The sequence below is a fragment of the Sulfitobacter sp. 1A13421 genome (assembly GCF_043557285.1).
GTDB lineage: Bacteria > Pseudomonadota > Alphaproteobacteria > Rhodobacterales > Rhodobacteraceae > Sulfitobacter > Sulfitobacter faviae.
In genome coordinates, this window is record NZ_JBIFFQ010000005.1 from 198,212 (window position 1) to 225,013 (window position 26,802).

27 protein-coding genes and 2 tRNA genes are annotated in these 26,802 nt (G+C 62.9%); 5 read left to right on the forward strand and 24 right to left on the reverse strand.

Annotation, left to right across the window (positions count from 1 at the left end; translation table 11 throughout):
- Positions 1 to 115 precede the first annotated feature (115 nt).
- Entirely contained in the window at positions 116 to 826 is a 711-nt protein-coding gene (locus tag ACGYLI_RS11800; RefSeq protein ID WP_394419313.1) for a DUF1223 domain-containing protein, read from the forward strand.
- A 9-nt stretch (positions 827 to 835) separates the two neighbouring features.
- Here ACGYLI_RS11800 and ACGYLI_RS11805 read toward each other — a convergent pair whose 3' ends face one another.
- From ACGYLI_RS11805 to ACGYLI_RS11820, 4 genes are all read right to left on the reverse strand, one after another.
- Positions 836 to 1,744 carry a lysophospholipid acyltransferase family protein gene (locus ACGYLI_RS11805; RefSeq protein ID WP_394419314.1) on the reverse strand — a complete coding sequence of 303 codons (909 nt, stop codon included), beginning with the start codon at positions 1,742 to 1,744 and terminating at the stop codon, positions 836 to 838.
- Between the two features lie 138 nt (positions 1,745 to 1,882).
- Positions 1,883 to 2,041, reverse strand: a complete 159-nt coding sequence (locus ACGYLI_RS11810; RefSeq protein WP_162931827.1) for a hypothetical protein — start codon at positions 2,039 to 2,041, stop codon at positions 1,883 to 1,885.
- Positions 2,042 to 2,115: 74 nt separating this feature from the next.
- The gene (gene purB, locus ACGYLI_RS11815) at positions 2,116 to 3,420 is read right to left on the reverse strand and encodes an adenylosuccinate lyase (RefSeq protein ID WP_394419315.1); all 1,305 of its coding nucleotides are present in this window, start codon (positions 3,418 to 3,420) and stop codon (positions 2,116 to 2,118) included.
- A 314-nt stretch (positions 3,421 to 3,734) separates the two neighbouring features.
- Positions 3,735 to 4,946, reverse strand: a complete 1,212-nt coding sequence (locus tag ACGYLI_RS11820; protein WP_394419316.1) for an alpha/beta fold hydrolase — start codon at positions 4,944 to 4,946, stop codon at positions 3,735 to 3,737.
- Positions 4,947 to 5,114: 168 nt separating this feature from the next.
- Between ACGYLI_RS11820 and ACGYLI_RS11825 the strand changes: the two genes are divergently transcribed.
- The gene (locus ACGYLI_RS11825; protein ID WP_394419317.1) at positions 5,115 to 6,269 is read left to right on the forward strand and encodes a trans-sulfuration enzyme family protein; all 1,155 of its coding nucleotides are present in this window, start codon (positions 5,115 to 5,117) and stop codon (positions 6,267 to 6,269) included.
- 38 nt (positions 6,270 to 6,307) lie between these two features.
- Here the strand turns inward: ACGYLI_RS11825 and ligD are convergent, their stop codons facing one another.
- The 11 genes from ligD to ACGYLI_RS11880 form a co-directional block, all read right to left on the reverse strand.
- Positions 6,308 to 8,755 carry a DNA ligase D gene (ligD, locus tag ACGYLI_RS11830; protein ID WP_394419318.1) on the reverse strand — a complete coding sequence of 816 codons (2,448 nt, stop codon included), beginning with the start codon at positions 8,753 to 8,755 and terminating at the stop codon, positions 6,308 to 6,310.
- Positions 8,755 to 9,594, reverse strand: a complete 840-nt coding sequence (locus ACGYLI_RS11835) for a Ku protein (RefSeq protein ID WP_394419319.1) — start codon at positions 9,592 to 9,594, stop codon at positions 8,755 to 8,757. Before ACGYLI_RS11835 ends, ligD begins: the two co-directional genes overlap by 1 nt.
- 10 nt (positions 9,595 to 9,604) lie before the next feature.
- Entirely contained in the window at positions 9,605 to 10,552 is a 948-nt protein-coding gene (locus tag ACGYLI_RS11840) for a YihY/virulence factor BrkB family protein (protein WP_394419320.1), read from the reverse strand.
- Between the two features lie 74 nt (positions 10,553 to 10,626).
- The gene (locus tag ACGYLI_RS11845; protein ID WP_394419321.1) at positions 10,627 to 11,898 is read right to left on the reverse strand and encodes a DUF3618 domain-containing protein; all 1,272 of its coding nucleotides are present in this window, start codon (positions 11,896 to 11,898) and stop codon (positions 10,627 to 10,629) included.
- Positions 11,888 to 12,286 carry a phage holin family protein gene (locus tag ACGYLI_RS11850; RefSeq protein WP_394408835.1) on the reverse strand — a complete coding sequence of 133 codons (399 nt, stop codon included), beginning with the start codon at positions 12,284 to 12,286 and terminating at the stop codon, positions 11,888 to 11,890. The genes ACGYLI_RS11845 and ACGYLI_RS11850 overlap by 11 nt, the downstream gene beginning before the upstream one ends.
- Complete coding sequence (locus ACGYLI_RS11855) at positions 12,283 to 12,900, reverse strand: hypothetical protein (protein WP_394419322.1); 618 nt, start codon at positions 12,898 to 12,900, stop codon at positions 12,283 to 12,285. The genes ACGYLI_RS11850 and ACGYLI_RS11855 overlap by 4 nt, the downstream gene beginning before the upstream one ends.
- Positions 12,901 to 13,185: 285 nt before the next feature.
- Positions 13,186 to 13,986 (reverse strand): lytic transglycosylase domain-containing protein, encoded by an 801-nt coding sequence (locus ACGYLI_RS11860; RefSeq protein WP_394419323.1) that lies wholly within the window; start codon positions 13,984 to 13,986, stop codon positions 13,186 to 13,188.
- A gap of 96 nt (positions 13,987 to 14,082) precedes the next feature.
- On the reverse strand, positions 14,083 to 14,313 hold the full coding sequence (locus ACGYLI_RS11865; RefSeq protein WP_394419324.1) for a hypothetical protein: 231 nt from the start codon (positions 14,311 to 14,313) through the stop codon (positions 14,083 to 14,085).
- Between the two features lie 82 nt (positions 14,314 to 14,395).
- A complete protein-coding gene (locus tag ACGYLI_RS11870) occupies positions 14,396 to 14,986 on the reverse strand; it encodes an exopolysaccharide biosynthesis protein (RefSeq protein ID WP_067266344.1) in 591 nt (196 codons plus the stop codon).
- A gap of 139 nt (positions 14,987 to 15,125) precedes the next feature.
- On the reverse strand, positions 15,126 to 16,532 hold the full coding sequence (glnA, locus tag ACGYLI_RS11875; protein WP_168613076.1) for a type I glutamate--ammonia ligase: 1,407 nt from the start codon (positions 16,530 to 16,532) through the stop codon (positions 15,126 to 15,128).
- A 49-nt stretch (positions 16,533 to 16,581) separates the two neighbouring features.
- Positions 16,582 to 16,920, reverse strand: coding sequence for a P-II family nitrogen regulator (locus ACGYLI_RS11880; RefSeq protein WP_067266338.1), 339 nt, complete (start codon positions 16,918 to 16,920; stop codon positions 16,582 to 16,584).
- 211 nt (positions 16,921 to 17,131) lie between these two features.
- Between ACGYLI_RS11880 and ACGYLI_RS11885 the strand changes: the two genes are divergently transcribed.
- On the forward strand, positions 17,132 to 17,986 hold the full coding sequence (locus tag ACGYLI_RS11885; protein ID WP_394419325.1) for an NAD(P)H-hydrate dehydratase: 855 nt from the start codon (positions 17,132 to 17,134) through the stop codon (positions 17,984 to 17,986).
- Here the strand turns inward: ACGYLI_RS11885 and ACGYLI_RS11890 are convergent.
- Entirely contained in the window at positions 17,983 to 18,504 is a 522-nt protein-coding gene (locus ACGYLI_RS11890; protein WP_067266333.1) for a Hint domain-containing protein, read from the reverse strand. The genes ACGYLI_RS11885 and ACGYLI_RS11890 overlap by 4 nt on opposite strands.
- Positions 18,505 to 18,638: 134 nt before the next feature.
- Between ACGYLI_RS11890 and ACGYLI_RS11895 the strand changes: the two genes are divergently transcribed.
- Positions 18,639 to 18,722, forward strand: a tRNA-Leu gene (locus tag ACGYLI_RS11895).
- Between the two features lie 49 nt (positions 18,723 to 18,771).
- Here the strand turns inward: ACGYLI_RS11895 and ACGYLI_RS11900 are convergent.
- The 7 genes from ACGYLI_RS11900 to ACGYLI_RS11930 form a co-directional block, all read right to left on the reverse strand.
- Positions 18,772 to 19,701 (reverse strand): AEC family transporter, encoded by a 930-nt coding sequence (locus tag ACGYLI_RS11900; protein ID WP_394419327.1) that lies wholly within the window; start codon positions 19,699 to 19,701, stop codon positions 18,772 to 18,774.
- Between the two features lie 62 nt (positions 19,702 to 19,763).
- Positions 19,764 to 20,573: an MBL fold metallo-hydrolase gene (locus ACGYLI_RS11905; protein WP_394419328.1), complete on the reverse strand. Its 810-nt coding sequence runs from the start codon at positions 20,571 to 20,573 to the stop codon at positions 19,764 to 19,766.
- Positions 20,573 to 21,379 (reverse strand): TatD family hydrolase, encoded by an 807-nt coding sequence (locus ACGYLI_RS11910; RefSeq protein WP_394419329.1) that lies wholly within the window; start codon positions 21,377 to 21,379, stop codon positions 20,573 to 20,575. The genes ACGYLI_RS11905 and ACGYLI_RS11910 overlap by 1 nt, the downstream gene beginning before the upstream one ends.
- 13 nt (positions 21,380 to 21,392) lie before the next feature.
- Entirely contained in the window at positions 21,393 to 22,505 is a 1,113-nt protein-coding gene (locus tag ACGYLI_RS11915; RefSeq protein WP_394419331.1) for a DNA polymerase III subunit delta', read from the reverse strand.
- Between the two features lie 52 nt (positions 22,506 to 22,557).
- Entirely contained in the window at positions 22,558 to 23,202 is a 645-nt protein-coding gene (gene tmk, locus ACGYLI_RS11920; protein WP_394419332.1) for a dTMP kinase, read from the reverse strand.
- A complete protein-coding gene (locus tag ACGYLI_RS11925) occupies positions 23,199 to 24,389 on the reverse strand; it encodes a D-alanyl-D-alanine carboxypeptidase family protein (protein WP_394400670.1) in 1,191 nt (396 codons plus the stop codon). The genes tmk and ACGYLI_RS11925 overlap by 4 nt, the downstream gene beginning before the upstream one ends.
- 22 nt (positions 24,390 to 24,411) lie before the next feature.
- Entirely contained in the window at positions 24,412 to 25,305 is an 894-nt protein-coding gene (locus ACGYLI_RS11930) for an SPOR domain-containing protein (RefSeq protein ID WP_394419333.1), read from the reverse strand.
- Between the two features lie 247 nt (positions 25,306 to 25,552).
- On the opposite strand from ACGYLI_RS11930, the gene ACGYLI_RS11935 reads away from it, so the two are divergent.
- Positions 25,553 to 25,642: transfer RNA gene (locus ACGYLI_RS11935), tRNA-Ser, on the forward strand.
- A gap of 162 nt (positions 25,643 to 25,804) precedes the next feature.
- On the opposite strand, the gene ACGYLI_RS11940 is transcribed toward ACGYLI_RS11935, so the two are convergent.
- A complete protein-coding gene (locus ACGYLI_RS11940) occupies positions 25,805 to 26,155 on the reverse strand; it encodes a hypothetical protein (protein WP_394419334.1) in 351 nt (116 codons plus the stop codon).
- Positions 26,156 to 26,802 lie beyond the last annotated feature (647 nt).

Genomic DNA, 26,802 nt, shown 5'->3' on the forward strand with positions numbered 1-26,802 from the left:
GCGCAGCATGCGGCTGTGGGCGCTAACGGCCGTTTCAACAAAGGTTGATTGGTATTTTACCCTCCCAGCCGTTAGACCAAACCCATCACCGCGATATTGATCCGTCTGGAATTTTATGAAGCCCCTGATTTTTCCCGTCCTTGCCGCATTTTCGCTGCTGGCCGCGCCATTGCAGGCTCAGCAGGAGCAGCCTGTGGTGGTCGAACTCTTTACCTCTCAGGGCTGTTCCTCTTGCCCCGATGCCGATGCAATGCTCGCCGAATTGGCCGAGCGGGAGGATATCATCGCGCTCGCGCTGCATGTGGATTACTGGGATTACATCGGCTGGGAGGATCCCTTTGGCGATCCGGCCCATGCCGAGCGTCAGCGCGGCTATGCCGCTGTCGGCGGGCGGCGCAGCGTTTATACGCCTGAGCTGATCGTGCAGGGGCAGACCGATATCGTCGGCGCGAAACCGATGAAACTGATGGACGCGGTCGAACGTCATGCAGAGGCCGCGCCGCAGGTGGCGCTGACGGTCGCGCGGTCAGGTGCAGCGGTTGAGATCAAGGCAGACCCTTTGGCCAAAGGCGTGGGGCCGATGCAGATCCACATGCTGCGCTATTCCCCGATGGAGCGGACCAAGGTCACCCGGGGTGAGAACGCGGGCCATGTTATGGAGCACAGCAATGTGGTGCAGGGCTGGCAGGTCTTGGCGGAATGGGACGGGGCGGCGCCCCTGTCACTGCGTGCCGAGGCCGAGGGCGATCTGCCCGTCGTGGTCATCGTTCAGCGCAAAGAGCAGGGCGGGCCGGGGGCGATCCTTGCCGCCGCGCGAGCCAAGTAAGGCGCGCCCTTAGGTTTCGTGGGGCCGCCAGCGGCGGTGCACCCAGAACCACTGTTCCGGCGTCTTGGTGACCTGCGCGGTCAGACTGTCGTTTAGCGCCTGCGTCATGGTCATCGGATCGCTATGCGGCACCGGCGCTTCGAGCACCACGTCAAAGCTGACGCCATCGTCCTGACGAATGCCGTAAAAGGGGATCAGCAGCGCATCATAGCGCAGTGCCAGTTCCGCCGCCGAGATGGCGGTGCGAGCGGGCTTTCCGATGAAATCGAGGATCGGCGCGCGGATGACATGTTGGTCGAACAGCAGCACCAGCCGACCGCCCTGTTTCAGATGCCGCACGAACCCCGCCGTGCCGCGCCGACCTTGGGGGAACACCGGCCCGCCGAAGGCTTCGAGCGTCTTGACGTAATGCGCGTTGAAATAGGGGTTCTTCATCTTGCGGTAGAGCCCGCCGATGTCATAGCCCCGCGCCACGAGGGAGGCCCGCGCCGCTTCGTAATTGCCGTAATGCCCGGTCACGAGGATAACCGGCTGGCCCGTGCGGTTGGCCTCTTCCAGCGCCGCCATGCCCGGCCCCTGTGGGGCGATCTCGGCCATGCGTTTGGGAAAGTCCTCGGCGGAGTAATTTTCGATGAAAGACCGCCCGAGATTGTTGAGGCAGCGGGTCGCGATTTCCTCACGCCGGGCAAGCGGCATCTCGGGCCAGACATGCTCAAGATTGTCCAGCGCACGGCGGCGGTAGCCCGCGAGCGGGGCCAGAACATGCTGCACCAATCCGCCGACAAAGCCGACCCGCGTCTTATAAGGCAGGGCCAAAGCCGTGCGGATGATGCCGACGATCAGCAGGTTGCTTAGGTAATGCCGGGCCCGGCGACCGAAGGGATAGGGCTTTTTGGCTTTGGTGGCTGGGTCCGACATGGGCTCTGACAGGCTGTTAAACTTTTCCTGACATAGCCTGCGCCGACGCGCGCAACAAGCCATGCCGGGCAGCATAGGCCGGGGTCAGCCGTCAGAGGCCCGGGCAGGGGGCATTGTACTTTGCCGCCGGTGGAAAGCCTAGGCGGTGGCGTCCGGCACGCAGGTGCCGCTGCTGATGTCGAGTTTCATACCCTCCGCGCAGGTCATGACCTGTTTGTCATGGACGCAGCCCGAGGCGAGGGCGAGGGAGGGGGCCGTGAGCGCCATGAGGGCGCCGAGTGTCAGTGCGAGTTTCATGTCGTTTGCTCCTTTGACAGGCGCGGATAGGGTACACCCACCCGCGCCAATCTCAAAGCAATAGGAGGAACGCCTTACGCGCCGAAGACGCGCTTAAAGATCGTGTCGACATGTTTGGTGTGGTAGCCCATGTCGAATTTCTCGTTGATGCCATCTTCGCCCAAGGCGGCGACGACCTCTTTATCGGCCAGCAGCAATTCGCGGAAATCGAGCCGTTCTTCCCAGACTTTCAGGGCATTGCGCTGCACCATGGAATAGGCATCTTCGCGGCTCACGCCCGCTTGGGTCAGGGCCAGAAGCACCCGCTGGCTCATCACAAGGCCGGGGAATTTGTTCATGTTCTCCAGCATGTTCTCGGGGAAGATCAGCATCTTGTCGACGACACCCGCCAGACGGTGCAGGGCGAAGTCCAGCGTTACGGTGGCATCGGGCCCAATGCCGCGCTCGACAGAGGAATGCGAGATGTCGCGCTCGTGCCAAAGGGCCACGTTTTCCATCGCCGGGATCACCGACATGCGCACGAGGCGCGCCAGACCGGTCAGGTTCTCGGTCAGAACCGGGTTCTTCTTATGCGGCATGGCTGAGGAGCCTTTTTGCCCCATGGAGAAGAATTCCGCCCCTTCCAGCACCTCGGTACGCTGCATGTGGCGAATCTCGATCGCGACGTTTTCGATGCTGCTGGCGATGACGCCGAGCGTGGCAAAGAACATCGCATGACGGTCGCGCGGGATGACTTGGGTCGAGATCGGCTCGGGGTTGAGGCCCAATTTCTCACAGACGTGCTCTTCGACGCGCGGGTCGATATTGGCGAAAGTGCCGACAGCGCCCGAGATCGCACCGGTGGCAATCTCCTCACGCGCGGCGACGAGGCGGGCGCGGTTGCGGTCCATCTCGGCATAGAAACGGGCAAAGGTGAGGCCCATGGTGGTGGGTTCTGCGTGGATGCCGTGGCTGCGGCCCACGCGCACGGTGTCTTTATGCTCAAGCGCGCGTTTCTTCAGCGCGGCGAGTAGCTTGTCCATACCGTCGAGCAGCAGGTCGGCGGCACGGGTCAGTTGCACGTTGAAACAGGTGTCGAGCACGTCGGAGGAGGTCATCCCCTGATGCACGAAACGCGCCTCGTCGCTGCCGACATGTTCGGCCAGATGCGTGAGGAAGGCGATGACGTCATGTTTGGTCACGGCTTCGATCTCGTCGATGCGGGCCACGTCGAATTCGACGTCCTTGGCTTTCCAGACGGCTTCGGCGTTCTCGCGCGGGATGGTGCCCAGATCGGCCATGGCGTCGCATGCATGGGCCTCGATCTCGAACCAGATGCGGAATTTCGTTTCCGGCGACCAGACGGCAACCATATCGGGACGGGAGTAGCGGGGGATCATGCGCGCACCTTTTTAGGACAGGGGATGGGTCAAGGGCGGCATAGACTGACTTGGGGTTAAGGACAAGTCTGAGGGGGGGGGTGACCAGGGCCATCGCCTGCCCGCGGGTGGGCGATCATACGTAAGTCGGTGCCACTTTATGGCTCAACCATGATGTGCGCTCGCGAGGTTACGCCCAGCCTCACCAAATCGCCTACCCGGTCGCACCAAACGTGCGCCAGTGTATATCGGCACGCCTTTGGCGTGACGGGCGGGCAGACGATGGCCCGGCGCCTGCGGCTTGATTCCGGGCCGGGATGGTAAACCTGTTGTAGCTAAAGCAGTTCGGTTACCACCGTCGAACTCCGCTCCAACGTCCGATGCACCGGACACTTGTCCGCGATCTCCAACAACCGCTGGCGCTGCTCCTCGGTCAAATCCCCCTCAAGCCGGATACGCCGCCGCCAAGTGTCGATCTTCTCTGCCGCGCCTGTGCATGCGTCCTGCGCGTGCACCTTGTCGTGGCAGACATCCACGCTCACGCCGTCGAGCGGCCAGCCCTTGCGCCGGGCATACATGCGGATGGTCATCGAGGTGCAAGCCCCCAATCCGGCGGACAAAAACCCATAGGGCGACATGCCGCGGTTGGTGCCGCCATAGGCCCGCGGCTCATCCGCCAGCGCGTGGTGATGCGGGCCCGCGTTCACGTCTTGCAAGAACCCATCGGCATCCGCTTCGGTCACGCGCACAATTCCTTCCGGCGCGCCGGGGGGCGGGGCGGGGGATTTCAACGACATGTAGCGATCCGCCCATGTGGCGATGATCTCTGCCGCATATTCGGCGTCGCGCGGGCGGGTGATCAGGTGGTCGGCATCGTCGAGGGTCACAAAGCTTTTGGGGTGTTTCGCGGCCATGAAAATCTGTCCGGCGTTGTCGATGCTGACGATCTCGTCGCGCGGCGCATGCATCACCAGCAGGGCGGCCTTTAGCCCAGCGATATCGGGGGCGAGCGTGGCCCCCTGCAGATCGTCGATGAACCCCTGACTGATGGTAAAGGGCCGCCCTCCGAGATTGACCTCGGCACTGCCATTTTCCGAAATCTCGGGCAGGCTCTCGGCAAAGTTATGGGTCACATGGGCCGGATCGAAAGGCGCGCCGAGCGTGGCGACAGCGCTGACATGGGGCAGTTGTGCGGCGGCTTTAAGCACTGCCGCGCCGCCCAGTGAATGGCCGATTAAAAGCGCGGGGGCCATGTCACGGCCCGACAGATAGCGGCAAGCGGCGAGCAGATCATCGACGTTGGACGAGAACGAAGTTTCCTCGAAATCGCCCTCTGAATGGCCTTGCCCGGTGAAATCGAAGCGCAGCACCGCAATCCCCATCGCCGCCAAACGGCCCGCGATGCGCCGCGCGGCGGGGATGTCTTTGCCGCAGGTGAAACAATGCGCGAAAAGCGCGGTCGCCAGATGCGGCCCCTCCGGCATGTCCAACCGTGCGGAGAGTTCCGTGCCGCCCGGGCCGGGAAAGGTGATGCGTTCGATGGCCATGAGGCTCTCCAATTTGCTTGGCCTAAAGGTGACATCTCTAGCGGGCGGATCAAGGGCCGGGGCCGCGCGCTCACCCAAGCGTGACGCGAAAGCACTGCGCGTGATCGCATTTGCCCCGGCTTGTTGCTTTGTATACGACTTGTGCAAAACCCCTGTCGGAGACATATCTTGGCCCAGCCCCCCAAACCGAACCTGCACCCTGCCACCATCGCGGCCCAAGCCGCGGGCGCCGTCGATCCCGCCTCGGGCGGGGTGGTGCCGCCGGTGCAATTCGCCACCACCTATCTGCGGGACGAGAATTACGATCTGGTCAATCCTGACAACGTCTATTTGCGCTCGCATAACGAAAATACCCGTGTGGCAGAGCGTCTGCTGAACGCGCTCGAAGGGGCCGACGAGACGCTGATCTTCCCCTCGGGCATGGCGGCCATCGCGGCGGTCTTTCGCACCGTGCCCAATGGGGCGAGCGTGGTGGTGCAGAGCCAGATTTACTGGGGCACGACGAAATGGATCCGCGATTTCTGCGCCCGGCGCCAGATCGCGCTGCATGAGGTGGAGGCAAGCGACCTTGATGCCTTTGCCGCCCTGTGCCGCGCCGAAAAGCCTGACCTCTGCCTGATCGAGACGCCGTCGAACCCATGGCTGCGGATCACCGATATCGCCGGGGCCGCCGCCGCCGCGCATGAGGTGGGCGCGACGCTGGTGGTCGACAGCACCGCAGCCTCGCCCGTGCTGAGCCACCCGTTGGAGTATGGCGCGGATATCGTGATGCATTCGGCGACCAAGGGGATCAACGGCCATTCCGATGTTCTGGCCGGGTCGCTCGCCACCAAAGACGCCGAGACACCGCGCTGGCAGATGATCCGCGACGACCGCAATGAGGCGGGCGCGGTGATTGGCCCGATGGAGGCGTGGCTGCTGGTGCGTGGGATGCGGACCTTGCCGCTCAGGATGCGCGAAATGTCTCGCAATGCCATGGCCTTGGCTGAATTTCTGTCGGATCATCCGCAGGTGGAACAGGTGATGTACCCCGGCCTGCCGGACCACCCCGGCCATGCGCTGGCCGCGCAGCAGATGCACGGGGGCTACGGCGGGCTGTTGTCCTTTGTCGTCAAAGGCGGGGCCGAGGCGGCGTTGAAAGCGGCGGGGCGGTTGCAGCTGTTCCACCGCGCGACCTCGCTCGGCGGGGTGGAAAGCCTTGTCGAGCATCGCCACACGATCGAGCCGCATACCGGAATCCCCGAAGGGCTGTTGCGCCTGTCGGTCGGGATCGAGGATGTCGAAGACCTTGGTGCCGATCTGGGCCAAGCGCTCGGGCAGTAAAACGAAATTGGCCGCGCACCCTCGCGGCCAATCTTGCCTCACGTTTCAGACCATTCCTGCAACTTGTCGATCACCCCATCGGTCAGCGATTGCAGATCCTCCTGCACCGCCAGTGCCGGGCAGGGCTGGTCCAGCCGCGCGGCCATATCGCCCATGTGGAAGCCATTCGCGCTGTCGAGCGTCTCTAATTCCTCCCAAGTCACCGGCACGGCGACCGGCGCACCGGGGCGCGCGCGGAGGGAGTAGGGCGCGATGGCCGTGGCACCGCGTTCATTGCGGAGCCAGTCGATGAAAATCCGGCCCTTGCGCTTAGCCTTGGACATGGTCGCGACATAGCGGTCGGGGTCTTGCGCGGCCATGACATGGGCAAAGGTCTTGGCGAAAAGTTTGACCGTCTCCCAACCGCGCGTGCGGCGCAGGGCCAGCCAGACATGCACACCCTTGCCGCCGGTGACGATGGCCCCCGATTGCAGGCCGAGGGCCGCCAACGCATCGCGCAGCTCGAACGCTGCCGCGCGGACATCGGCCCAGTCCAGCCCTTCATCGGGGTCGAGGTCAAAAACCAGCCTGTCGGGGCGGTCCAGCCGATCCACCCGCGCGCCCCAGATGTGATATTCCAAACTGCCCATCTGCGCCGCCGCGATCAGGCTTTCGGGGCGCGTGGCATAGAGGTAATCCGCCGCGTCGCCATCGCTTTCCTCAATCGAGACGCGTGACAGCGCGTCGGGCATCCCGCCGCTGTCGTGTTTTTGAAAGAAACATTGCCCATCAATCCCCGAAGGGCAGCGAAAGAGCGACAGCGGACGGTGGCCCATGAGGTCGATCATCCGCGCCCCGACACGTTCGTATTGCCGTGCCACATCGCCTTTGGTGCAGCCCGCATCGGGAAAAACCTTGCGGTCGGCATTGCTGATCTGCACGCCGCCGATCTTGCTGTCGCTATCCATTTTAGGTTCCTCCAAGGTCACGCTGCCCGCGTCCTTATCCTCGCGCAGGCCCAGAAAACTGCCGTGCCGGATCACGCCATCGTCGGTAAACTCGGCAAAATCGACCTCGGCCACCAGATCGGCGCGGACCCATTTGGCATCGCGCGCCACCTCCGCAGGCACATCGCTTGCGGGCGGGGTCTTGCGGGCGGTCATGGCGCGGGCGAGGTCGGCCATCACCGCCTCGGAAAACCCTGTGCCGACGCGGCCCTTGTAGCGCAATTCGCCGTCCTCATGGCTGCCCAGCAGGAGCGAGGCAAAGGCGCGGCCCTTTTTGTCGGAGGGGGAATAGCCGATGATCACGAATTCCTGCCGCCGGGTGCATTTCACCTTGAGCCAGCTTTTGCTGCGCCTGCCGGAATAGGGCGCGTCGATGCGTTTGGAGATGATCCCCTCGGCCCCGGCTTTGCAGGCGCGGTCGAAGACTTCGGAGCCATGGCCGACGATATGTTCACTCAGCCGCAGCGGCCCGCCTGCGGGCACGCCGGATAGCAACTGCGCCAGACGCGCGCGGCGGTCCAACTGCGGCGCGTCGCGAAAATCCTCACCGTCGAGTGACAGCAGATCGAAGGCGTAAAAGACCAGCGGATGCCCCTCTTTCAGCGCCTTTTGCAGCGAAGAGAAGGCCGAGCCGTTGATCTTGGCCGCCATGACCTCTCCGTCCAAGAGCGCCCGGTCGCAGGGCAGCGGATCGAAGGCGGCCCCAAGCGCGCCGAACTTATCGGTCCAATCCTTGCCGGAGCGGGTGAAAAGCCGCGTGCCGTTCTTGCCCAGGGACACCAGACAGCGGTAGCCGTCGAACTTCGTCTCATGCATCCAACCGTCGCCCTCGGGCGCGTCGGCGACGAGGGTGGCAAGCTGGGGTTTGACGAAAGCAGGGTTCTTGCCTTTGCGCTTGGGGCGTGGGTCGGCGACCTTTTTGGCGGGGGCGTCTTTGGCGATCTCGGCCATGGTGCGGCCCGTGGTGATCGACCGGGCGGTGCCTTTGGTTAGCCCATCGGGCATATCGCGGGCATAATCGTCACGCTCTTTGATCAGCAGCCAGTTCTCGCGCTTCTCCCGGCCCCGCATCCGCACCAGCGTCCAACCCCCCTGCATGTGCTGGCCTTGCAGCGTGAACTTGAGCTTGCCGTTTTTCAGCCCCTTGGCCACATCGCCCTGCGGCATCCATGTGCCCCGGTCCCAGAGCATGACCGTACCGCCGCCATATTGCCCCTTGGGAATCGTCCCCTCAAAGCCGCCATAGTCAAGCGGATGGTCCTCGGTCCGTACAGCAAGGCGTTTTTCCGACGGGTCGGGGGAGGGGCCTTTGGTGACGGCCCAACTCAGCAGCACCCCTTCCCATTCAAGGCGAAAATCATAGTGCAGGCGGGTGGCATCGTGTTTCTGGACGACAAAGCTTTGCCCCGCGCCACTGCCGATCTGGCCGCGCGGTTCCGCTGTTGCCTCGAAATTGCGTTTGGCGTTGTAGCTGGCCAGCCTGTCGGGGGATTTGGCCATCACGAGGCCTTCTTACGCGGCGCCTTTTTCTTGGCGCTGGATTTCCCGCCGCCCGCTTCTTTCAGGCTCTCTTTCAGCGCGCCCATGAGGTCGATCACATTCTCGCCCTCAGTGGCGCTGTCATCCCCGGTCTGCACGCGCGGGGTCTTCTTGTTCTTCACCTTCGCATCCAACAGCTTTTGCATCGCCTCGGCATATTTGTCGGTATAGGCGGAGGCGTCGAAAGGCGCGGTTTTCTTGTCGATCAGCGAGGTCGCGACATCGAGCAGTTCCTTGTCGGTCTTGTCGTCCTCGATATCGGTGAAAATCTGATCCGCCTCGCGCAGCTCATCGGCATAGTGCAGCGTCTCCATCAACAGCCCGTCGCCGCAGGGTTTGACGCAGGCCAGATATTCCTTGCCGCGCATGGTGACCTGCCCCAACCCAACCTTGCCGGATTGGCGCAGCGCATCGCGCACCACGCGGTAAGCGTCTTGGGCCAGATCGTCGGAAGCGGTGATGTAATAGGGTTTGTCGAAATAGAGCGGAGAGATTTCGCAGGCGTCCACGAATTGCACCAACTCAAAGGTCTTCTTCGTCTCCAGCTTGATCTCATCGACCTCGTCGGGGTCAAGCAGGATATACTCGTCGCTGCCCACCTCATAGCCTTTGACGATATCCTCGGCCTTGACCGGGCCGATGCCGGGCACGGATTTCTCATAGCGGACCCGCTTGCCCGAGGGTTTGTGAATTTGCCGGAAGGAGACCTTGGAACTGGTCTTGGTGGCCGAGAATATCTCGACCGGAATCGACACCAGCGAGAGGCGAAGTTGACCTTTCCAAAGTGCGCGCGGTGCCATGAGAACTCTCCTATTTGCCCTTCGCGCGGCCCAGCTTATCAGCCTTGACCGCGTCGCGTTGGCCCATTGGCTCATCCGGGCCAATGGTGCTGTCCTTACGGGTCTGGGCCTCCATCTCGGAGTTGAACTCAGCCCCCAGAAGCACGATGAAGGCTGAGATCCAAAGCCACATCAGCAGGATGATCGCCCCGGCCATGCTGCCGAAACTTTCATTGTAGCTGCCGAAGTTGCTGACGTAGATCGAAAACCCGATGGAGGCGACGATCCACAGGATGCAGGCGATGACGGAGCCGGGGGTGAGCCATTTCCACTCCGCATCGTCGCGGGCGGGGCCGTAGCGGTAGAGCACGGCCAATGCGAGTGCAGTAAGTGCGGCCAGCAGCACCCAGCTGCCATAGGTGAGCAGCGTCTCGACCCAATCGGGCAGGGCGAGAAAGGCGACCACAGCAGGCACGGCCAACGTGGCCGCAAGGCCCAAGAGCAGCACGCCGATCAACATGAGGGTGAGGCCAAGCGTCCAGATCAGTTTGGAGACGAAACCGCGGGTCTCATCCTCGTCATAGGCGACGTTTAGACCCTCCATCAGACTGCCCACGCCTTTGGACGCGGAGTAGAGCGCGAGGGCCAAACCGATCAAGAAGGCCCAGCCTAGACCGGTTTCTTCCGACCCGGTCACGGCGACGGCTTGGCCGAGGATGATATTGGCGGCTTCTTCAGGAATGAGGTTGGTCAGGGATTCAAGCTGCGCGGTGACCTGAGCGGGCTCCATCACCAATCCGGCGAGGGCCATCAGGGCGGTCACGGCGGGGAAAATCGCCAGCAGCGCGTAAAAGGCGACACCGGCGGCGACAAGAGACACGTGATCGGCAGCGATCTCATCCTTGACCCGCAACAGGATGTCTTTCCATCCGGGGGCCGGTATCTCCATCGGCGTTTCCGCTTTCCGTCCGCGCGCCATATCTGGTCCTTTGACATTTAATTCGTATCATAAAATATGCCCGCCCCCGAGGCCGGGAGCGGGCGTGGCTTGGCTTAGCTCTTCACGTTGCCGAGCTTTTGCTTGTCGGCTTCGCTTTTAGCGGCGTCCGCGACGCGCTGACCGCTTTCCTTTGCCTTTTTCACGGCGGCATCGGCGGCGGTCTCTTCGTCGGCGGCGGCATCGGCATTGTCTTTGGTCTCTTTCAAGACCTTGCCTGCCTCATCCGTCGCGGCTTTGGCGACCTTGCCCAGCTTGTCACGCTCTTCCGCGTAAATACGCTCGGCTTCGTTAAAGAGCGCATCGCTGTGCTCGCCCATATAGGCGTCTTCGGTGCGGCTGCGGGGCAGGGCGGCGCCGATTGCGGCACCCACTGCGAGGGCCAGCGCACCGGCCACCATTGGATGCTCTTCGAACATGTCCGAGGCACGCTCACCGCCCTGACGGGCATAGCGGCCGCTGGCGTTCCACGCATCCACGGCGCGGGCACGGGCAATCACGATGCGCTCACGCGCTTCGGCGGTCATGTTTTCAGTGCCTTCCGACAGACGGTCCCGCAGGGCATGGGCACGCTCATTGGCGGCATTGGCGCTGTCGCGTACGCTGTGGGCCGCGCCGCTGGCGGTGCTGCGGATGCTGTCCACGGCGGAACGGGTGCCATAGGAGGCGCGGTCACGGGCATAACGAGCGCCGCTGGCGACCGAGGAACCGGCAGAGCGGGCACGCCCGGCTGCCGAGCTTGCAGCGCCCTTGACGCTACCGGCGGCAGAGCCTGCCGCACCGGATACACCGCTCGCGGCGGAGCCTGCGGCCCCTTTCACGCTGCCTGCGGCAGAGCGGGCACGATCGCCGAAGCCGCGGCCATCATCATCGTCGTGATGCACGTCACGGGCCCAAGCGGGCACATCATCGGCAGCGCCGCGTTCGGAGCCATAGCTTGTGGCATAGGCGCTTGCGGGGGCAGAGGAACGACGCGCATCGCGCACGGCGGGGCGGTTTTCGGTATTGGTCACGGGCACCGGCACGGGATGTGCGCGGTCGCGGTCCAGACCTTCGTAGCCACGGCGGTCACGGCTGTTGCCGCTGCCGAACATCATCCACGCAAGGCCCGCACCTGTCAGCGCCAATGCGACCGGGTTGCGCTTCGCCGCGTCAGAGATGGAGCGACCCCAGTCGCCGCCATGCTCGCGGAACTGGTCGGAGAACTGACGCGCGATGCCTTCGACCGAAAAGCGGTCTTGCAAGTCGTCCAGCGTATCGGCCAGACCGGCGCGCTCCCGTTCAATCTCGCGTTCAATTTCTTCGGGGTTTCTGGAGTCATTTGTCATCGTAGACCTCCTTCATGGTCTCTGCGTCACGCTTGACGTTTTTGGCGGTGCGGGTGGGCGCAAGGCTGCTGAGTTTCAGATCATTGGTGCCCTTCTGGATCATCACATAGGCGACGATGGCCAGAAGAACGCCGACGATCACGGCAGACCAGCCAGCGGCGATGCCAGCTTCGGTCAAAGCGGCGACGAGGGCGGCGCTCAGCACGTTCAGTGCGGTGAGGGCAACAACCACGGCGCCGACGATCAGACCAATGGCCACGCCCGCATGTTTTAGGTTCTCATTCACTTCGGCGCGGGCCAGATCGACCTCTTTGCGCATCAGCGAACTGACGTGGGAGAGGGCTTCGGTCAGCAGGCTCCCGGCGGATTTATTGCTTTCAGTGGTCATACTTTATCTCCTGTAACGACGTTGGGCGCGGCAGGCTGAGTTGTCGGCTGAGGGGCGGTGCGGCCGGGCACGGTGCTGGCAGCACCGGTGGGCGGCGTGCCGGTCATGGGGCGGTCGATGCGGTCGTCGTCGTCATATTCGACGCCGGTGCCGCCGTAGCCGCCCTGAGGCCGATCGCTGGAGGCTTTGGCGAAACGGGTCGCCACGAAGCCCAGAAGGGCCGCGCCACCGAGGAAGACCAGCGGGTTGCGCTTGGCGAAACCGTTCAGGTCGCCCATCATTTCGCCCAAGTCCTTGTCGCGCATGCTGTCAGAGACATCGGCAAGGCCGTCGGCCAGCTGGCTAAAGCTGCGCTCCTGCGGGGAGCCGCTACGCAGCTCATCAGCTGCAGTGCGCAGGGCAGAGGCCACGCCTTTGACCTCGTCAGCGGCGGTGTCGCGCGCTTGGTAGGCATAGTTGGTCGCCTCGGCGGATACGGTGTCGGCCACGTCGCGGGCCTGCGCCTTGGCGGATTCAGCGGCGTTGCTCGCGACGGCGGCAGCTTTGTCTTTTGCAGCGGTCGCCTGCTCTTTGGCAGCGGCGCTTTGGGTCTGTGTGGTGTTGTTGTCGGGCATGGTAACCTCCTTTAAAATACGAGATTCAGGATCGCGAGAACGACCACGATCAGGCCGATGAGGTAGAAGATTCCGTGCATGGGTCCCTCCATTCGTCTGCAGCAGTTATCTTATCTACAGTCCAACGACTGACGCCGCGGGCGGTTCCCCCGCCGGGGCAAAAGAATGCTGGGAACCCTTTGGCCTATAGGAATTAAACGGGCGCAGAAGCCCGCCGAGCCCACAAACGTAAGCGGCGCGCCCCGATTGGGACGCGCCGCCGCTTAACATAGTTTAAGTGGGCTATTAGCCGTCGATGCGGCTGGCCATGATGGCGATGGCCTTTTGATAGACCCCCGCCGCGTTCCACGCCTGAATGACGCGGAAGTTCGGCTGACCCTCTTGATAGCCCGCCCCCGGCTGCCAGCCTTTCTGGCGCAGGAAATTGGCGGTAGAGGCCAACGCGTCGACCTGATTGTAGAAATCAACACGGCCGTCACCATTGCCATCAACGCCATAGCGCAGCGCGTTGCCGGGCAGGAATTGCGTGTGACCCAGCTCACCATGTTTCGCGCCTTGGGTGTTGGAGGTGATGGCGCCACGGTCGACCAGTTTCAGTGCACCAATGGCATGGGGCACGAAAAAGTCGGAGCGGCGGCAGTCATAGGCCAGCGTGGTGATGGCTGAGACGACAGCGCTATTGCCCATGAACCCGCCAAAGCCCGTTTCCATCCCGTGGATCGCCAGCAAAACCCCCGCGGGCACGCCATAGCGCTGCTCAAGCGCGTTATAGAGCCCGGCATTGCGCGCTTTGCGTTTGCGGCCTTGGGCCACGATCGTATCCGCGCCGCGCACCTGCATGAACTTGGACAGAGAGTATTTGAAGGATTTTTGGTTCCGGTCGGCGGCGATGGTGCCATTGGCGTAGCGCGCGCTTGCCAATGCGTCCAAGCCGCGCTGGCCGACGCCTGCGGCACGGGCCTCTTGGGCGAAAGCGCCTTTCCATGCCTCAAAGCCATTGGCCGTATTGCCGCATTGCGCGGCCAAAGTCGGCGCGGCCATGAAGGTGCAGATGGCCGCGGTGGTGGTGAAAAGTGTTTTGAACATGAGATTGACCCTCTGCGTCTGTATGCCGAGCAGAGGTTAGCCCATATGGGAAACGGTTCAACTCACTTGGCGACCGAAAGGGAAAATCTTTGGCCCTCAGCGGGGCAGTAGCGCGCGGATATATTCAAAGGCGGTGCCGGCCCAGAGATTGACCTGCGGCGCGCTGTCTTGGGCGAAGCTTGCCCCGCCAAAGAGCAGGCCGATGGTTACCAGAAAGACCAGCCCTTTGCGGCTGCGCTTGGCGCGGCGCTGCTTGCCGCGCGCCTGTTTCGCGCGCTGTTCAATGCGGTGCAGCCGCTCGTTAAAGGTCGTCGTGGAAATCGCCATCTATCCGCTTCCTTAGCCGGGTCTTGGTAAAGAGTGCTTAAGCGCTGTGGCTCTTTTATGGCGATGGTGGGGCGCGGGGCGGTCAGCCGCCCAGAAAATAGGAGGCACCTGCAAAAGCCGCGATCCCGGCGCCGATAAAGCCCAGCAGCATCAGCAGACCGTCGCGATAGAGCAGCGCCAGCCCGAAGATGGAAATCACGATCATCGGCGCGGAGGTGGCGAAGGGCACCACCTCAAGCGGGGGGACGGAAAAGCACAGGCAAAGGATGACGACACAGGCGACCTTTTGACCAGTGGCGCCTGCGATGCGCGACAGCCGGGCCTGTAGCTTGTCGTCGATCCATTGCGAGACGGGCCGCAGCCATTCGACGGATTTCAGCACCTTGTCGGTATCCAATGTGCGCTTGCGCAGCCAGTTGGGGGCCCAGAAATGCTCATACCCCAGCAGCATCCGCAGGGCGAGCAGCCCCACCAGAAGGGCCAGCGCAGTGGGAAAGCCGGGGATGCCGCCAAGGGGGGTAAGCTCCATCAGCGGCAGCACGGCAAGGGCGGGGCCATAGCCGCGCTGGTCGAGCGCGTCGATCAATTGGCCAACTTCAACGGTCTCTTTCCCCTCGGAGGCGTCTTTCAACTCATCGACAACATCCGTCAGCGCCGTTGAATCATCGGCCATGATGCGCACTCCTTCTTTGCTGCTCTGCCAAGGCAACGCGGTAGGGCAGGCTCTGTTCCGAGGGGTGCCACGCAAAAGGGCGCGGAATGAACCGCGCCCTTTCGATCTTCTCTCTCGCCCCCGCGGGGCCGGTGGCTGATCAGCAGCTGTAGTACATGCCGAATTCAACGGGGTGCGGGGTCTGTTCGAATTTCAGAACTTCTTCCATCTTCAACCCGATATAGCCTTCGATCTGGTCGCGGGTGAACACGTCACCGGCCAGCAGATAGTCCATGTCGTTGGACAGCTCGTCCAGCGCCTCGCGCAGCGAACCGGCCACTGTCGGGATGTCCGCCAGCTCTTCCGCGGGCAGGTCATAGAGGTTCTTGTCCATCGCCTCGCCCGGGTCGATCTTGTTTTTGATGCCGTCAAGGCCAGCCATCAAGAGCGCCGAGAACGCCAGATAGGGGTTCGCCGCAGGATCGGGGAAGCGAGCCTCGACGCGCTTGGCTTTGGGGCTTTCGGTCCACGGGATGCGCACGCAGCCCGAACGGTTACGCGCAGAGTAGGCACGCAGAACCGGCGCTTCGAAACCCGGGATCAGACGCTTGTAGCTGTTGGTCGTCGGGTTGGTGAAGGCGTTGAGCGATTTGGCGTGGGCCAGAATGCCGCCGATGAACCACAGCGCTTCTTGGCTGAGGTCTGCGTATTTGTCGCCTGCAAACAGCGGCTTGCCGTCTTTCCAGATCGACATGTTCACGTGCATGCCCGAGCCGTTGTCGCCAAAGACCGGCTTCGGCATGAAGGTCGCCGATTTGCCATAGGCGTGGGCCACGTTGTGGATCACGTATTTGTATTTCTGGATTTCATCCGCCTGTTTGGTCAGCTCACCAAAGATCAGACCCAGCTCGTGCTGGCAGGAGGCAACCTCGTGGTGGTGCTTGTCGACCTTCATGCCAAGGCGCTTCATGGTCGAAAGCATCTCGGCGCGCAGGTCTTGCGCTTCGTCCACCGGGTTCACCGGGAAGTAGCCGCCTTTGAGGCCAGGGCGGTGGCCCATGTTGCCCATCTCATAGTCGGTGTCGGTGTTCCACGAGCCGTCGGATGCGTCAACTTCGTATGATACCTTGTTAACTTCGTTCGAGAATTTGACGTTGTCAAAGAGGAAGAACTCAGCCTCGGGGCCAAAGTAGGCGTTGTCGCCAATGCCCGAGGAACGCAGATAGGCTTCGGCCTTCTCGGCAGTGCCGCGGGGGTCACGCTCATAGCTTTCGCCGGTGTCGGGCTCAACGATGGAGCAGTGCAGGCAGATCGTGGTTTCGGCATAGAAGGGGTCGACATAGGCGGTGCTGACGTCGGGCATCAGCTTCATGTCGGAGGCTTCGATGCTTTTCCAACCTGCGATGGAGGAGCCGTCGAACATGAAGCCTTCTTCGAGGAAGTCTTCGTCGACCAGATCGCTCACGATGGTAACGTGCTGCAAGGCGCCGCGGGTGTCGGTAAAGCGGATGTCGACATATTCGATGCCTTCATCTTTGATTTTGCTCAGGAATTCCTGGGTATCCATCGTGTAGGTCCTTTATGGTCTATTCGTAGTCTGGGCCCGAGGGCCGTTGTCAAAGCGCGTCTGAACCGGATTCACCGGTACGGATGCGAATTGTTTGTTCTACAGGGGAAACGAAGATCTTGCCGTCACCGATTTTCTCCGTTTTGGCGGCGTCGACGATGGCCTCGATAGCGGCATCGACCTGATCGTCATCCAATACCACTTCAACCTTTACTTTGGGAAGGAAATCTACGACATACTCCGCACCGCGATAGAGTTCGGTGTGGCCTTTCTGGCGGCCGAAGCCTTTCACTTCAATCACACTCAGACCTTGAACGCCCACGTCTTGAAGGGCTTCTTTGACTTCGTCGAGTTTGAACGGCTTGATGATGGCTTCGATCTTTTTCATGGTAATCCCCTGACAATTCCCGCGCATTTATGCTCTGGTTTCGACAGAGCATCCCGCCCGCGTAACGTCCAGCGCCGGGCAGGGGGTAACATGGCGCGGCGGATGCATTTGCCAAGGGTCGCTGAGAATTTGCGCAACGCGCCTAAAAAATAAGCATTCGTGAATCGGCTCTGGGCTGTACCTTTGGGCGGCAGTTGCTAGATCCCTTTGCATGCGTATTTCCGAGATCACCCGCGAGAGCCTGAACGTCGATTTGCTGCGCAAAGAGCCGGGGCATAAATATGACCACGGTCATGCGCTCGTCCTATCTGGCGGGCCGGGCCAGACCGGGGCCGCGCGTATGGCGGCGCGCGGGGCGCTGCGGATCGGGGCAGGGGCTGTGACCTTGGGCGTGCCGCCCGCCGCGCAGCTTGAAGCGGCGATGCAACTCACGGCGGTCATGCTGCAACGGATACCGGATAGCGCGGCCTTGTCCGGAACGCTCGAAGACAGCCGGATCAACGCGCTCTGCCTCGGGCCCGCCTTGGGATTGGGCGCGCGCGCAGCGGGGCTTGTCAAAGCAGCCCTCGCCGCGCCGCATGTCGTGTTGGACGCCGATGCGATCACTTTGCTGTCGCAAGATGCCGATCTGCGCGACGCCCTGCACGACGGCTGCGTTCTGACGCCTCATATGGGGGAGTTCGCCCGGCTCGCCCCAGATCTGGCCGAGGCTGCGAAGGCCGAGGAGGAGGGGGCCAAGGCGCAGGCCACGCGCGAGGCTGCCGCGCGCTTCGGTTGCGTGATCCTGTTGAAAGGCCCGAAAACGATCATCGCCACGCCCGAGGGGGAGGTGCGGCGCCATAGCGCGACCCAAGACCGGGCAACCCCTTGGCTGGCCACCGCAGGGGCGGGCGATGTCTTGGCGGGGCTTATCACCGGGCTGCTCGCGCGGGGGAGCGCCCCTGTCGAAGCAGCCTCCACCGCGGCATGGATACATGCCGAGGCAGCGCTGCTGCATGGGCCGGGGCTGATCGCCGAGGACCTGCCCGATCTGATGCCGCAGGTGCTGCGGGACTTGGGGGTTTAGGCCGCGTGCAACACCGCGCCGCGGGCGCGGGCGGCATCGGCTGTGCCAAGCTCCAGCCCATCGGCGTAGATCACATGCGGGCCGTCGCAGAATATCTGGATCAGGGTCGTCTCTTCCTCCCCCAAATCGGTGATGAATTCATCGTCGACCAAAGCCCGCGCCGCGACCAAGGCGCGTTCGGAATTGAAAAGCGCCCGCGCGCGCCAATCGCGTACCAGCACCATCTGATCCCCGGCGAGGGCCACGTCGCGCTCGGGCCGCGTATGGCCCAGCGATCCCGCCGCCAGCGCGATGCGCCGCACGCTGCGGGTTGTGCGTTGAATATGAAGGATTTTTGCAAAGCCACTGTCACGCGTAATGACACGATCCCCGACCGAGAGATACTCAACCGGGATTTCACCATCCAGCGTCAGAATAAGGGCGCCCTGCACAAGACCGGTGTCCAGCGCAGCGAAAGGGGAAAACTGCCCCCCATGGCGATCTTTGCCGCCTACGCACCCGACCGTATTCGGTTTCATGGGCGTCTCTTTCTATTGTACCTGCCTCAGGTATCACCAACCATATGCAAACATCCGGTTAATGTCTTGTGCTTTTTTGCTCTCGCATCTGCCGCGCGGGTTTGCTAATCAGCGCGGGCACCGGTTGGTGCAGTGCGGGTGTGGCGGAATTGGTAGACGCACCAGATTTAGGTTCTGGCGCCTTTGGCGTGGGGGTTCGAGTCCCTTCACCCGCACCATTTTCCCCGGTAAATCAAAGATATCGCAGGATTTTCGCGCGTGACCCGCTCAGCCCAGCACCGTGAGCCAAAGCCATACTGTCAGGATCGAACTGCCCGTCGCGATCAGCACCGAACTGGCTGCCACACGGCGCGCGCGGCCGTACATATTGGCGAAAATATAGGCGTTGAACCCCGGTGCCATGGCCGCCGTCAGCACGCCCGACCGGAAACCGGCCTGTGGCAGCGACAGTATGGTGCCAAAGCTCCAGACCAGCGCGGGATGCACCAAAAGGGCGATGGCGCAGACCATGAGGATCGCCTTCATGTCGCCTTCGGGCTTGTATTGCAGCAGCACGCCGCCAAGCGCGAAGAGCGCGGCGGGCAGGGCGGCGCGGACAATGAGCGACAGCGCGTCATCCACCACGCCGGGGATCGGCAGACCGCTGAGGTTAACGGCAAAGCCGCCGAGGATCGCCAGAACCAGCGCGTTGCGAAACATCGCCCGGCTCACGTTGCGCAGCAGCGACAGGCCCGATTGCCCGCGGTTGCGCACGAATTCCATCACCGTGATGCCCAAACCGTAGCAAAAGGGCGCGTGGAACGACAGGATCGCATAGTTCCCGGCCAGCGCCTCGGGCCCGTAAGCGCGTTCGGTGATCGGCAGGCCCAGCAGGATCGAATTTGAGAACAGGCAGCAAAACCCGATCGCCACGCTGTCTTCCCAATCGCGGCGGAACAAGAGCCGCGCGCCAAGGATGCCAAGCGCAAAGCAAAGCGCCGCGCCGCCGTAGAAACTGCCCAGAAGGCGCGGGTCATAGCTGCTTGATAGGTCAATGCGGGCGATGGCTTGGAACAGCAGACAGGGGATCGCGAAGTTTTGGGTGAATTTGATCACCCCGTCGATACCAGACACGGGGAAGAGCCCGCGCCAGACCGCAACATAACCAAAGCCGATGACCAGAAAGACCGGCAGAATGACGTCTAAAAGAGTTTGCACTTGAAAGGGGCCTTATGGGGTGGGGCGGGGGCGCCGACCCTCAGGCCCGCGCCTGGCGCTGCCTAGTCTGAATGGGGAAGGGGGAAATGAAGGGTCAGCCCGTCATAGGCCGGTTGAATGTGATCCGGCGTCTCTGCGGCGACGGTGTGGTAATCAAGGTCGTTGTGCATATTGGTGAGCACCGCCGTTTCGGGCGCCACGCGGTCGATCCAGTCAAGGGTCTGCGCCAGATGGCTGTGGGTCGGATGCGGCTCCCGCCGCAGGGCGTCGACGATCCAGCAGCGCAGGTTGTCCATCATCGGCCAGCAGTCTTCGGGGATGGCCGAGACATCGGGCAGATAGACGATATCGTCAAAGCGAAAACCGAGCGCGTCGATATTGCCATGGGTGACGGTGAAGGGCGCGAATTTCAGCGTGCCACCCGGCCCGTCGATGCTGACCTCGCCGGTGATCTCATGCATGTCGAGGATGGGGGGATAGCTCGACCATTCGGGCTGCACGAAGGCATAGCCAAACCGTTCGATCAGCGCGTCCCGCGTGGGCGCATCGGCCCAGACCGGCAGCCGCGCGCGCATGTTCATCACCACCATGCGCAAATCGTCCAGCCCGTGAACGTGATCCGCGTGGGAATGGGTGTAGATCACCGCATCGAGCCGCCCGATGCCTGCGTCCAACAGCTGGCTGCGCATGTCGGGGGAGGTGTCGATCAAGACGGTGGTGGTGCCTGCCTCCGTCACCCGCTCCACAAGGATCGAGCAGCGGCGGCGGGCGTTCTTGGGCTCATTCGGGTCGCAAGCGCCCCAGTGGCCGCCGATCCGCGGGACCCCGCCGGAAGAGCCGCAGCCCAATATGGTCACCCGCAGGTCGGCCATCAGCGCGCAGGCTCCCAAGCGGCGGCTTTCGCGAAGAGACGCTCAAAATTTTCCTGCGTGCGGGCCGCGAAATCGGCGTAGTCGAGGCCAAAGGTCTCTGCCGCGCGGCGGGCGGTATGGGCGGTAAAGGCAGGCTCATTCGGTTTGCCGCGATGCGGCGGCGGGGCGAGATAGGGCGCGTCGGTTTCCACCAGAATACGGTCGAGCGGGGCGGCGGCGAAAATATCGCGCAGGTCCTGCGATTTGGGGAAGGCGGTGATGCCGGACATCGACAGGTAGAACCCCAGATCAAGCGCGGCACGGGCCAGTTCAGCGGAGGAGGAGAAGCAATGCATGACGCAGCTATAGGCGCCATTCGCATGTTCCTCGCGCAGGATGCGGGCCATGTCGTCATCCGCATCGCGGGCATGGATGATCAGCGGCAAGCCACTTTCCCGCGCCGCCGCGATATGAATGCGCAGGGATGTCTTTTGCACCTCGGCACTCTCGGCGGTGTAGTGGTAGTCGAGGCCCGTCTCACCGATGCCGACCATCTTGGGGTGCCGGGTCAGGGCGAGAAGTTCGTCGACCGAAGCCATCGGCTCTTCCGCGGCGGACATCGGATGGGTGCCTGCGGCGTAGAACACCGGCTCATGCGCCTCGGCAATGGCCCGCACGCTCGGCTCGGTCTTTAGCCGGGTGCAGATGGTGACCATGCGGGTGACGCCAGCCTCCGCCGCGCGGGTGATGACGCCGGGCAGGTCTTCTTGCAGGCTCTCGAAATCGAGGTGGCAGTGGCTGTCGGTGATCTGGGGCGTGTCGGTCATGCTGTCCTTTCGGCTATCTTGGCGCCGTCTGGCCTATCTGCCGCAGGGTATCTAGGACCAGCGCGGCAGGGTCAAGGTTCACCGCCAGCCCGTGGCGGGCGCGGTCGGATATCTGCTGTGCCGCATCGGCCCATGCGCGCCCCTGTGCGGGGCTGGGCGAAAGGCGTTGCAGCACCGCGATCTCATCGGCGCAGGCGGGCTGCGCGGGCGGCACACCTGTGGCCCCGGTACGTGCCAGACGCACCAGCAGCAGGTCCAGCAGGGTAAAGAGGAGGTCGAGTTTCGCCTCCCCCCCGCGCTGTGCTGCGGCTTCGGCCAGTTTGATGGCGCGGCCCCGGTCGAGTTGCGGCAGCGAAGAGATCAGGCCGACGAGATCGGCATAGGTTTTCACCCCGCCCATCAGCGACAGGCGCAGCGCCCCGCCGACCGACCCGCCGGAAAGCTCGGCCAGGGCGGCGGGATCGTCTTCGACCTCCACGCCCGAGCCGGCCAGCGCCTCGGCCATCTGACCCGCGTCAAGCGTGCCGAGCCGTAGGGTGCGGCAGCGTGAGCGGATCGTGGGCAGCAGGCTGGAGGGTTGGTGGCTGAGCAGCAGCAGAACGGCGCGCTCCGGCGGCTCTTCCAGCATCTTCAGCAGCGCGTTGGCGGCATTGGGGTTCATCTCATCCGCGTCGTCGATGATGACCACGCGGCGGCCCCCATCGGCGGCGGACATCTGGAAGAAACCGTTCAGCGCGCGGATGTCATCGACGACGATCTGCTTGCGCATTTTCTTGGTGTCGGGGTTCAGCGTGCGGGTGACGGATTTCAGCCCCGCTTCGGCCCCGGCGGCCACACGGCGGGCGACGGGGTGTTCGGGGTCGATCTCAAGCGTTTCAGCCGGGGGCAGGTCGAACATCCCGCCATCCGGGTCGGGCGTGGCCAAAAGGAACCGCGCGATGCGCCATGCCAGCGTCGCCTTGCCCACCCCGCGCGGGCCGGTAAGCATCCATGCGTGGTGCAATTTGCCGCTGTTGAAAGCGTCGAGAAAGGCAGCCTCGGCGGCGCTTTGGCCGATCAGTTTCGGCGTGTCGCGCGGGTGGCGGGCACCATCCACACGGTCTGGCTGGGGGGTGTCGTCTGTCATGGCCTCGGTCTAGCATGTTTCGCCGCAGAGGGAAGCGGGCAGGGCGCGTGGATCAGTCCAATCGCCCGCTCACGCAGGCGGTTACGTCGCGGGTCACGCTGTCGATGTCGCGGCCCCCGTCGATCACATGGAAGCGGTCACTGAATTCCTCGGCGAGGCTTAGAAAACCGGCGCGCATCTTGGCTTGAAGTTCCACGCCGAAATCCTCGAACCGCTCCTCTGCCGTCTGGCGCGAGAGGGCGCGTTCAAGGCCATGGGCCGGATCCATGTCGATCAAAAGGGTCAGGTCAGGCTCCACCCCGATCATCAGCGCATGCAGGTCATCGACCATCTGCCGCAGATCGCCGCGCGAAAGGCCCTGATACATCCGCGTGCTATCGGCGAAACGGTCGCAGATCACGACCTTTCCGGCGTCTAGCGCGGGGCGAATGGTGCGTTCAAGATGATCGCGGCGGGCGGCGGTGAAGAGCAGGATTTCCGTCTGCGCCGACCAGCGGTCGGGGTCACCCTGCAAGACAAGCGCACGAATTTCCTCGGCCCCCGGGCTGCCGCCCGGTTCGCGGGTCAGCACCACGTCATGCCCCTGCGCTGTCAGGTGATCCGCCAAAAGCCGCGCTTGGGTGGATTTGCCAGAGCCATCAATGCCTTCGAAAGTGACGAAGAGTCCCGGTGCGCGGGCCTTCTCTGCGCTGGTCACGAAGTTTCCGCTTCCACGCTGGGGGCTGCCTGCGGCCCGGCGTTGAGGCGGTTCATCAGGTGCAGGGCGGCGGCGGTCATCTTGACCATGAACCCGCCCGGCGCGATGGAGGTTGAGGCCACCAGCGGCACGCGCATCGCGGGCAAATCGCCCCGGTCGACCACCAGTTCGCCCAATTCGTCGCCCTTGCTGATCGGCGCTTGGAACGGGCCAGTGTAGATTACCTCGGCCTCGATCTCATCCCCGCCGGTGACAGGCACCAGCATCGACAGATCGTCTTTCAGCTCAAGCCCGACCGATTGGGTCGTGCCAAGGGCCACGGGGGCTTCGGCGATGCGGGTGCCCGCTTCGCCCAGATCGCGCTGCGTGAACTGGCGGAAGGCCCAGTTGACCACCGATTCAGCCTCCTGCGCGCGGGCAGCGGCACTGTCGAGACCCGAAAGGACAAAGATCACCCGGCGGTCGCCCTGTTTGGCCGAACCGACAAGCCCATAGCCCGCCTCATTGGTGTGCCCGGTTTTCAGGCCATCCGCGCCGATGCCCAGACCCAAAAGCGGGTTGCGGTTGGTCTTGTTCTGCGGCGCGCGGCCATCAAAGGCGAACTCACGTTCGGCGAAAAGCGGGTAGAACTGCGGGAAATCGGTGATGATCCGGTTGGCCAGCAGCCCCAGATCGCGGACCGACATCAGATGCCCCGCCTGCGGCCAGCCATTGGAATTGGCGAAGGTGGAATTGGTCATCCCCATCTGCTGCGCGCGCTGCGTCATCAGCCGGGCGAAACCGTATTCCGTGCCATCTGGGCTCAGCGCTTCGGCAATCACGGCGCTGGCGTCATTGCCTGACAGCACGATGATCCCGCGAATGAGGTCTTCGACCGAGACGCGGTCGGTGGTGTCGAGGAACATGGTCGAGCCGCCGTAGGACATCGCGTGTTCCGAGACGGGCAGTTTCTCAACCAAATCGAGCCCGCCGTTCTGCTTGCCGCGTTCCACGGCTTCGAAAGCCATGTAGAGCGTCATCAGCTTGGACATGGAGGCGGGCGGCAGCGGCTCATCCGCGTTCTTGGCCAGCAGCACGGTGCCGGTGGTCTGGTCCAACACATAGGCGGCGGTGGCGCGGGTATCGAAAGCGGCGGCAGGCTGGAGCGTCAGCACCAGCGCTACGGCGGCGGCAAAAAGGCGGATCATAGGAAGCATTTCCTCCGGTTTGTCAGTTCGACACGGCGTAGGCGTCGGTAAAGCCCTCGGCCTTGACCTTCTTGAGAAGGGTATCGAGTTCGGATTTGCTGGTGGCGGGGCCGATCACCACGCGCCAGAAGGGTTTGTTGTTGATCGCGCTTTGCTTGACGGTGGGCACCATGCCCGCGCCCCGCATCTGTTTGGCGGTGCGAGTGGCATTGGCCTCCACGCTGAAAATGCCCAGTTGCACGTAGGGTTTGGACAGTTTCGCACCAGCCGCCGGGCGCGCCGGTTTCGGGGCCGCGGGGGCGGGCGGTTTGGCCGCCGGTTTGGCGGTGGCAGTGGCAGCGGTGCTGGCCGTCGGCGCAGGGGCCAGCGCCGTGGCGGTGACAGGGGCAGGGCTGGCAAGAGTGGCTGCAGCGTCACCGCTATTCTCGGCCTCAAAGCTCTCTTCCGGGGCGGCGCTTTCCTCGCGCCGCAAGGCGGTCACGTTCAGCGGCGCCGGAGCGCCCGCCAGAATGCCAAGCGCGGCGGCGGCATCCGAAGAGATTTGCAGTTTGGGTCCGGGCAATTCACGCTCACGCCGGAACAGGGCGCCGATGACGAATTTGCCGTTCGCCTCATTGCGCACGATCACGCGCTCAGGTTCGGTGACGTCCGGATGCGCCACCCAGACCCCGCCGAGCGAGGGGCGCCCGTCCCAAAGACCCTCATCCGTGGCTGAGAAAACCTCAGGCGCTTCGACATCACGTTCCACGAGTTTGGTTGAAGTGCTGCGCGGCGCGCTGGCGCCTTCGTTTGCACCGAAGGGGAGTTTGAAATCGCCACCCTCGCAACCGGCCAGCAAACCAACTGCCAGAATGCCCACGCCCAAGCCCGCCGCGCGGCTTTTCTTGATGCGCAACGGTTGATTGTCCCTGCTCATGCCCTTGATGTCCTTGCCTGCTGTCGTCGCGCGCCGCGACCCATGTCCCGCGAGAATGTCGCGCCGTTGGATCGGCACGCCCTGCGCCCCTCTGAAAGGGGCTTTGGCGCAGAGTAACCCGACCGGGCGGCGCTTGAAAAGACCGCGCAGGGCAGATCGGCGAATTTCCCCAAAGGGGTGCGGGGGGCTGGCCGTGAAAATGTGCGTTTGCCGAATCGATCCCGGCGCTCTAGGAGGAGCGTGCTGCGGAGGAGTGGCAGAGTGGTCGAATGCACCGGTCTTGAAAACCGGCGTGCGTGAGAGCGTACCGTGGGTTCGAATCCCACCTCCTCCGCCAGCTCAATTAGAATTGATTATTTCTATCAATGGCTTGGTGAGGCGTGGGTTCCGCGTGTCCCCCAATTTGACCCCCAAACGCAATCTGCATAGCGCTGTTAGTTTTGACGCCTTATCAGTTCACGCGCTTCCGAAGGTCATCTCCGCGTAGCCGTTCACCCGCTCACTCGCACATCAAAGTTGGCTCTTTAAAGCCAACGACTGTGTAGGACTTTTGGGCGTTAGGTTTGGCAAACAGCGTATACAGGCACTCGTAGAAAGTTGTGCCGCCACCATATGTCGTAGCGGTTGCGTAGTTGCCATAGCCGTAAATATTCGTTGTTGTAGGGGCAGTGTAGCTTGAGCTTCTGTTCCACTGAAATGCAACGCGTCCATCCGGCAGTTCGAGAACGTTGGTCGGTGGCCCGTAGTCCAATACTGCGTCAGTAATGTCTTTCCCGACGTAGCCCTGCATTATTTGTGACGCGCAACCTGTCAGTGCAATAATCAACAGTCCGCAAAAGAATTTTTTCATCACCAAATCTCCTTAACACCGTAACTAGAGCATAGGGAAAGGAATGCTGTCTAGGGTTGTCTTGGAAAGCCTCAGCAGAATAGCTTAAGTTGCGCTGTGCTAAGGCATTGGTTAGCGCTGAGAATGGGCGAAGTGGTCTGTTTGTGGTTTGAAGACGCACTAGGGGGTAGCTGTTAAGCTTGTAGGCGTACTGGCTATTTCGGGATGGCAGTGTAGATGCCCCAGTTTTCTCCTCGCCAACTTCCACTACCCTAGAGTCAGCGCCTAAAATCCTTACGCAGCAACGCAATCAGACGCCGAACCTGATTCATCTCCTTTGTGCGCAGTCCGTGCCGATAGTTTGGGTGCTCCGACCCAGGAGGTGCACCCCCGCCAGCCCCGTGCATCCGGCATACGTTCCACCCTCGCTTAGAAGGGCAACGACAGCGCTGTTGTGTCCTCTTAGCTAGCGCAGTGCACCTAGGCGCATTTCTGAGCCTTAGAGTAGGGTCTATGGGGTTACCGTCGTTTTTCATGATGAGCGCCCCCCTCCGTGGGTCACATCGCCTACAATGGCTTGGCCGCCTTCGTTGTCAATCGGCAGGCAATCTTGACCCCCTATCGGCATCCAAAAATGACCCCCATCGGAGCGCTCGGTAGCTGGCCCG

What these genes read in the sequence shown, in the direction of transcription:
- ACGYLI_RS11800 (WP_394419313.1), top strand. Translation starts at nt 116, where the DNA reads ATGAAGCCCCTGATTTTTCCCGTCCTTGCCGCATTTTCGCTGCTGGCC.
- ACGYLI_RS11805 (WP_394419314.1), bottom strand. Translation starts at nt 1,744, where the DNA reads ATGTCGGACCCAGCCACCAAAGCCAAAAAGCCCTATCCCTTCGGTCGC.
- ACGYLI_RS11810 (WP_162931827.1), bottom strand. Translation starts at nt 2,041, where the DNA reads ATGAAACTCGCACTGACACTCGGCGCCCTCATGGCGCTCACGGCCCCC.
- purB (WP_394419315.1), bottom strand. Translation starts at nt 3,420, where the DNA reads ATGATCCCCCGCTACTCCCGTCCCGATATGGTTGCCGTCTGGTCGCCG.
- ACGYLI_RS11820 (WP_394419316.1), bottom strand. Translation starts at nt 4,946, where the DNA reads ATGGCCATCGAACGCATCACCTTTCCCGGCCCGGGCGGCACGGAACTC.
- ligD (WP_394419318.1), bottom strand. Translation starts at nt 8,755, where the DNA reads ATGGCCAAATCCCCCGACAGGCTGGCCAGCTACAACGCCAAACGCAAT.
- ACGYLI_RS11835 (WP_394419319.1), bottom strand. Translation starts at nt 9,594, where the DNA reads ATGGCACCGCGCGCACTTTGGAAAGGTCAACTTCGCCTCTCGCTGGTG.
- ACGYLI_RS11840 (WP_394419320.1), bottom strand. Translation starts at nt 10,552, where the DNA reads ATGGCGCGCGGACGGAAAGCGGAAACGCCGATGGAGATACCGGCCCCC.
- ACGYLI_RS11845 (WP_394419321.1), bottom strand. Translation starts at nt 11,898, where the DNA reads ATGACAAATGACTCCAGAAACCCCGAAGAAATTGAACGCGAGATTGAA.
- ACGYLI_RS11850 (WP_394408835.1), bottom strand. Translation starts at nt 12,286, where the DNA reads ATGACCACTGAAAGCAATAAATCCGCCGGGAGCCTGCTGACCGAAGCC.
- ACGYLI_RS11855 (WP_394419322.1), bottom strand. Translation starts at nt 12,900, where the DNA reads ATGCCCGACAACAACACCACACAGACCCAAAGCGCCGCTGCCAAAGAG.
- ACGYLI_RS11860 (WP_394419323.1), bottom strand. Translation starts at nt 13,986, where the DNA reads ATGTTCAAAACACTTTTCACCACCACCGCGGCCATCTGCACCTTCATG.
- ACGYLI_RS11865 (WP_394419324.1), bottom strand. Translation starts at nt 14,313, where the DNA reads ATGGCGATTTCCACGACGACCTTTAACGAGCGGCTGCACCGCATTGAA.
- ACGYLI_RS11870 (WP_067266344.1), bottom strand. Translation starts at nt 14,986, where the DNA reads ATGGCCGATGATTCAACGGCGCTGACGGATGTTGTCGATGAGTTGAAA.
- glnA (WP_168613076.1), bottom strand. Translation starts at nt 16,532, where the DNA reads ATGGATACCCAGGAATTCCTGAGCAAAATCAAAGATGAAGGCATCGAA.
- ACGYLI_RS11880 (WP_067266338.1), bottom strand. Translation starts at nt 16,920, where the DNA reads ATGAAAAAGATCGAAGCCATCATCAAGCCGTTCAAACTCGACGAAGTC.
- ACGYLI_RS11885 (WP_394419325.1), top strand. Translation starts at nt 17,132, where the DNA reads ATGCGTATTTCCGAGATCACCCGCGAGAGCCTGAACGTCGATTTGCTG.
- ACGYLI_RS11890 (WP_067266333.1), bottom strand. Translation starts at nt 18,504, where the DNA reads ATGAAACCGAATACGGTCGGGTGCGTAGGCGGCAAAGATCGCCATGGG.
- ACGYLI_RS11905 (WP_394419328.1), bottom strand. Translation starts at nt 20,573, where the DNA reads ATGGCCGACCTGCGGGTGACCATATTGGGCTGCGGCTCTTCCGGCGGG.
- ACGYLI_RS11910 (WP_394419329.1), bottom strand. Translation starts at nt 21,379, where the DNA reads ATGACCGACACGCCCCAGATCACCGACAGCCACTGCCACCTCGATTTC.
- ACGYLI_RS11915 (WP_394419331.1), bottom strand. Translation starts at nt 22,505, where the DNA reads ATGACAGACGACACCCCCCAGCCAGACCGTGTGGATGGTGCCCGCCAC.
- ACGYLI_RS11925 (WP_394400670.1), bottom strand. Translation starts at nt 24,389, where the DNA reads ATGATCCGCCTTTTTGCCGCCGCCGTAGCGCTGGTGCTGACGCTCCAG.
- ACGYLI_RS11930 (WP_394419333.1), bottom strand. Translation starts at nt 25,305, where the DNA reads ATGAGCAGGGACAATCAACCGTTGCGCATCAAGAAAAGCCGCGCGGCG.
- ACGYLI_RS11940 (WP_394419334.1), bottom strand. Translation starts at nt 26,155, where the DNA reads ATGAAAAAATTCTTTTGCGGACTGTTGATTATTGCACTGACAGGTTGC.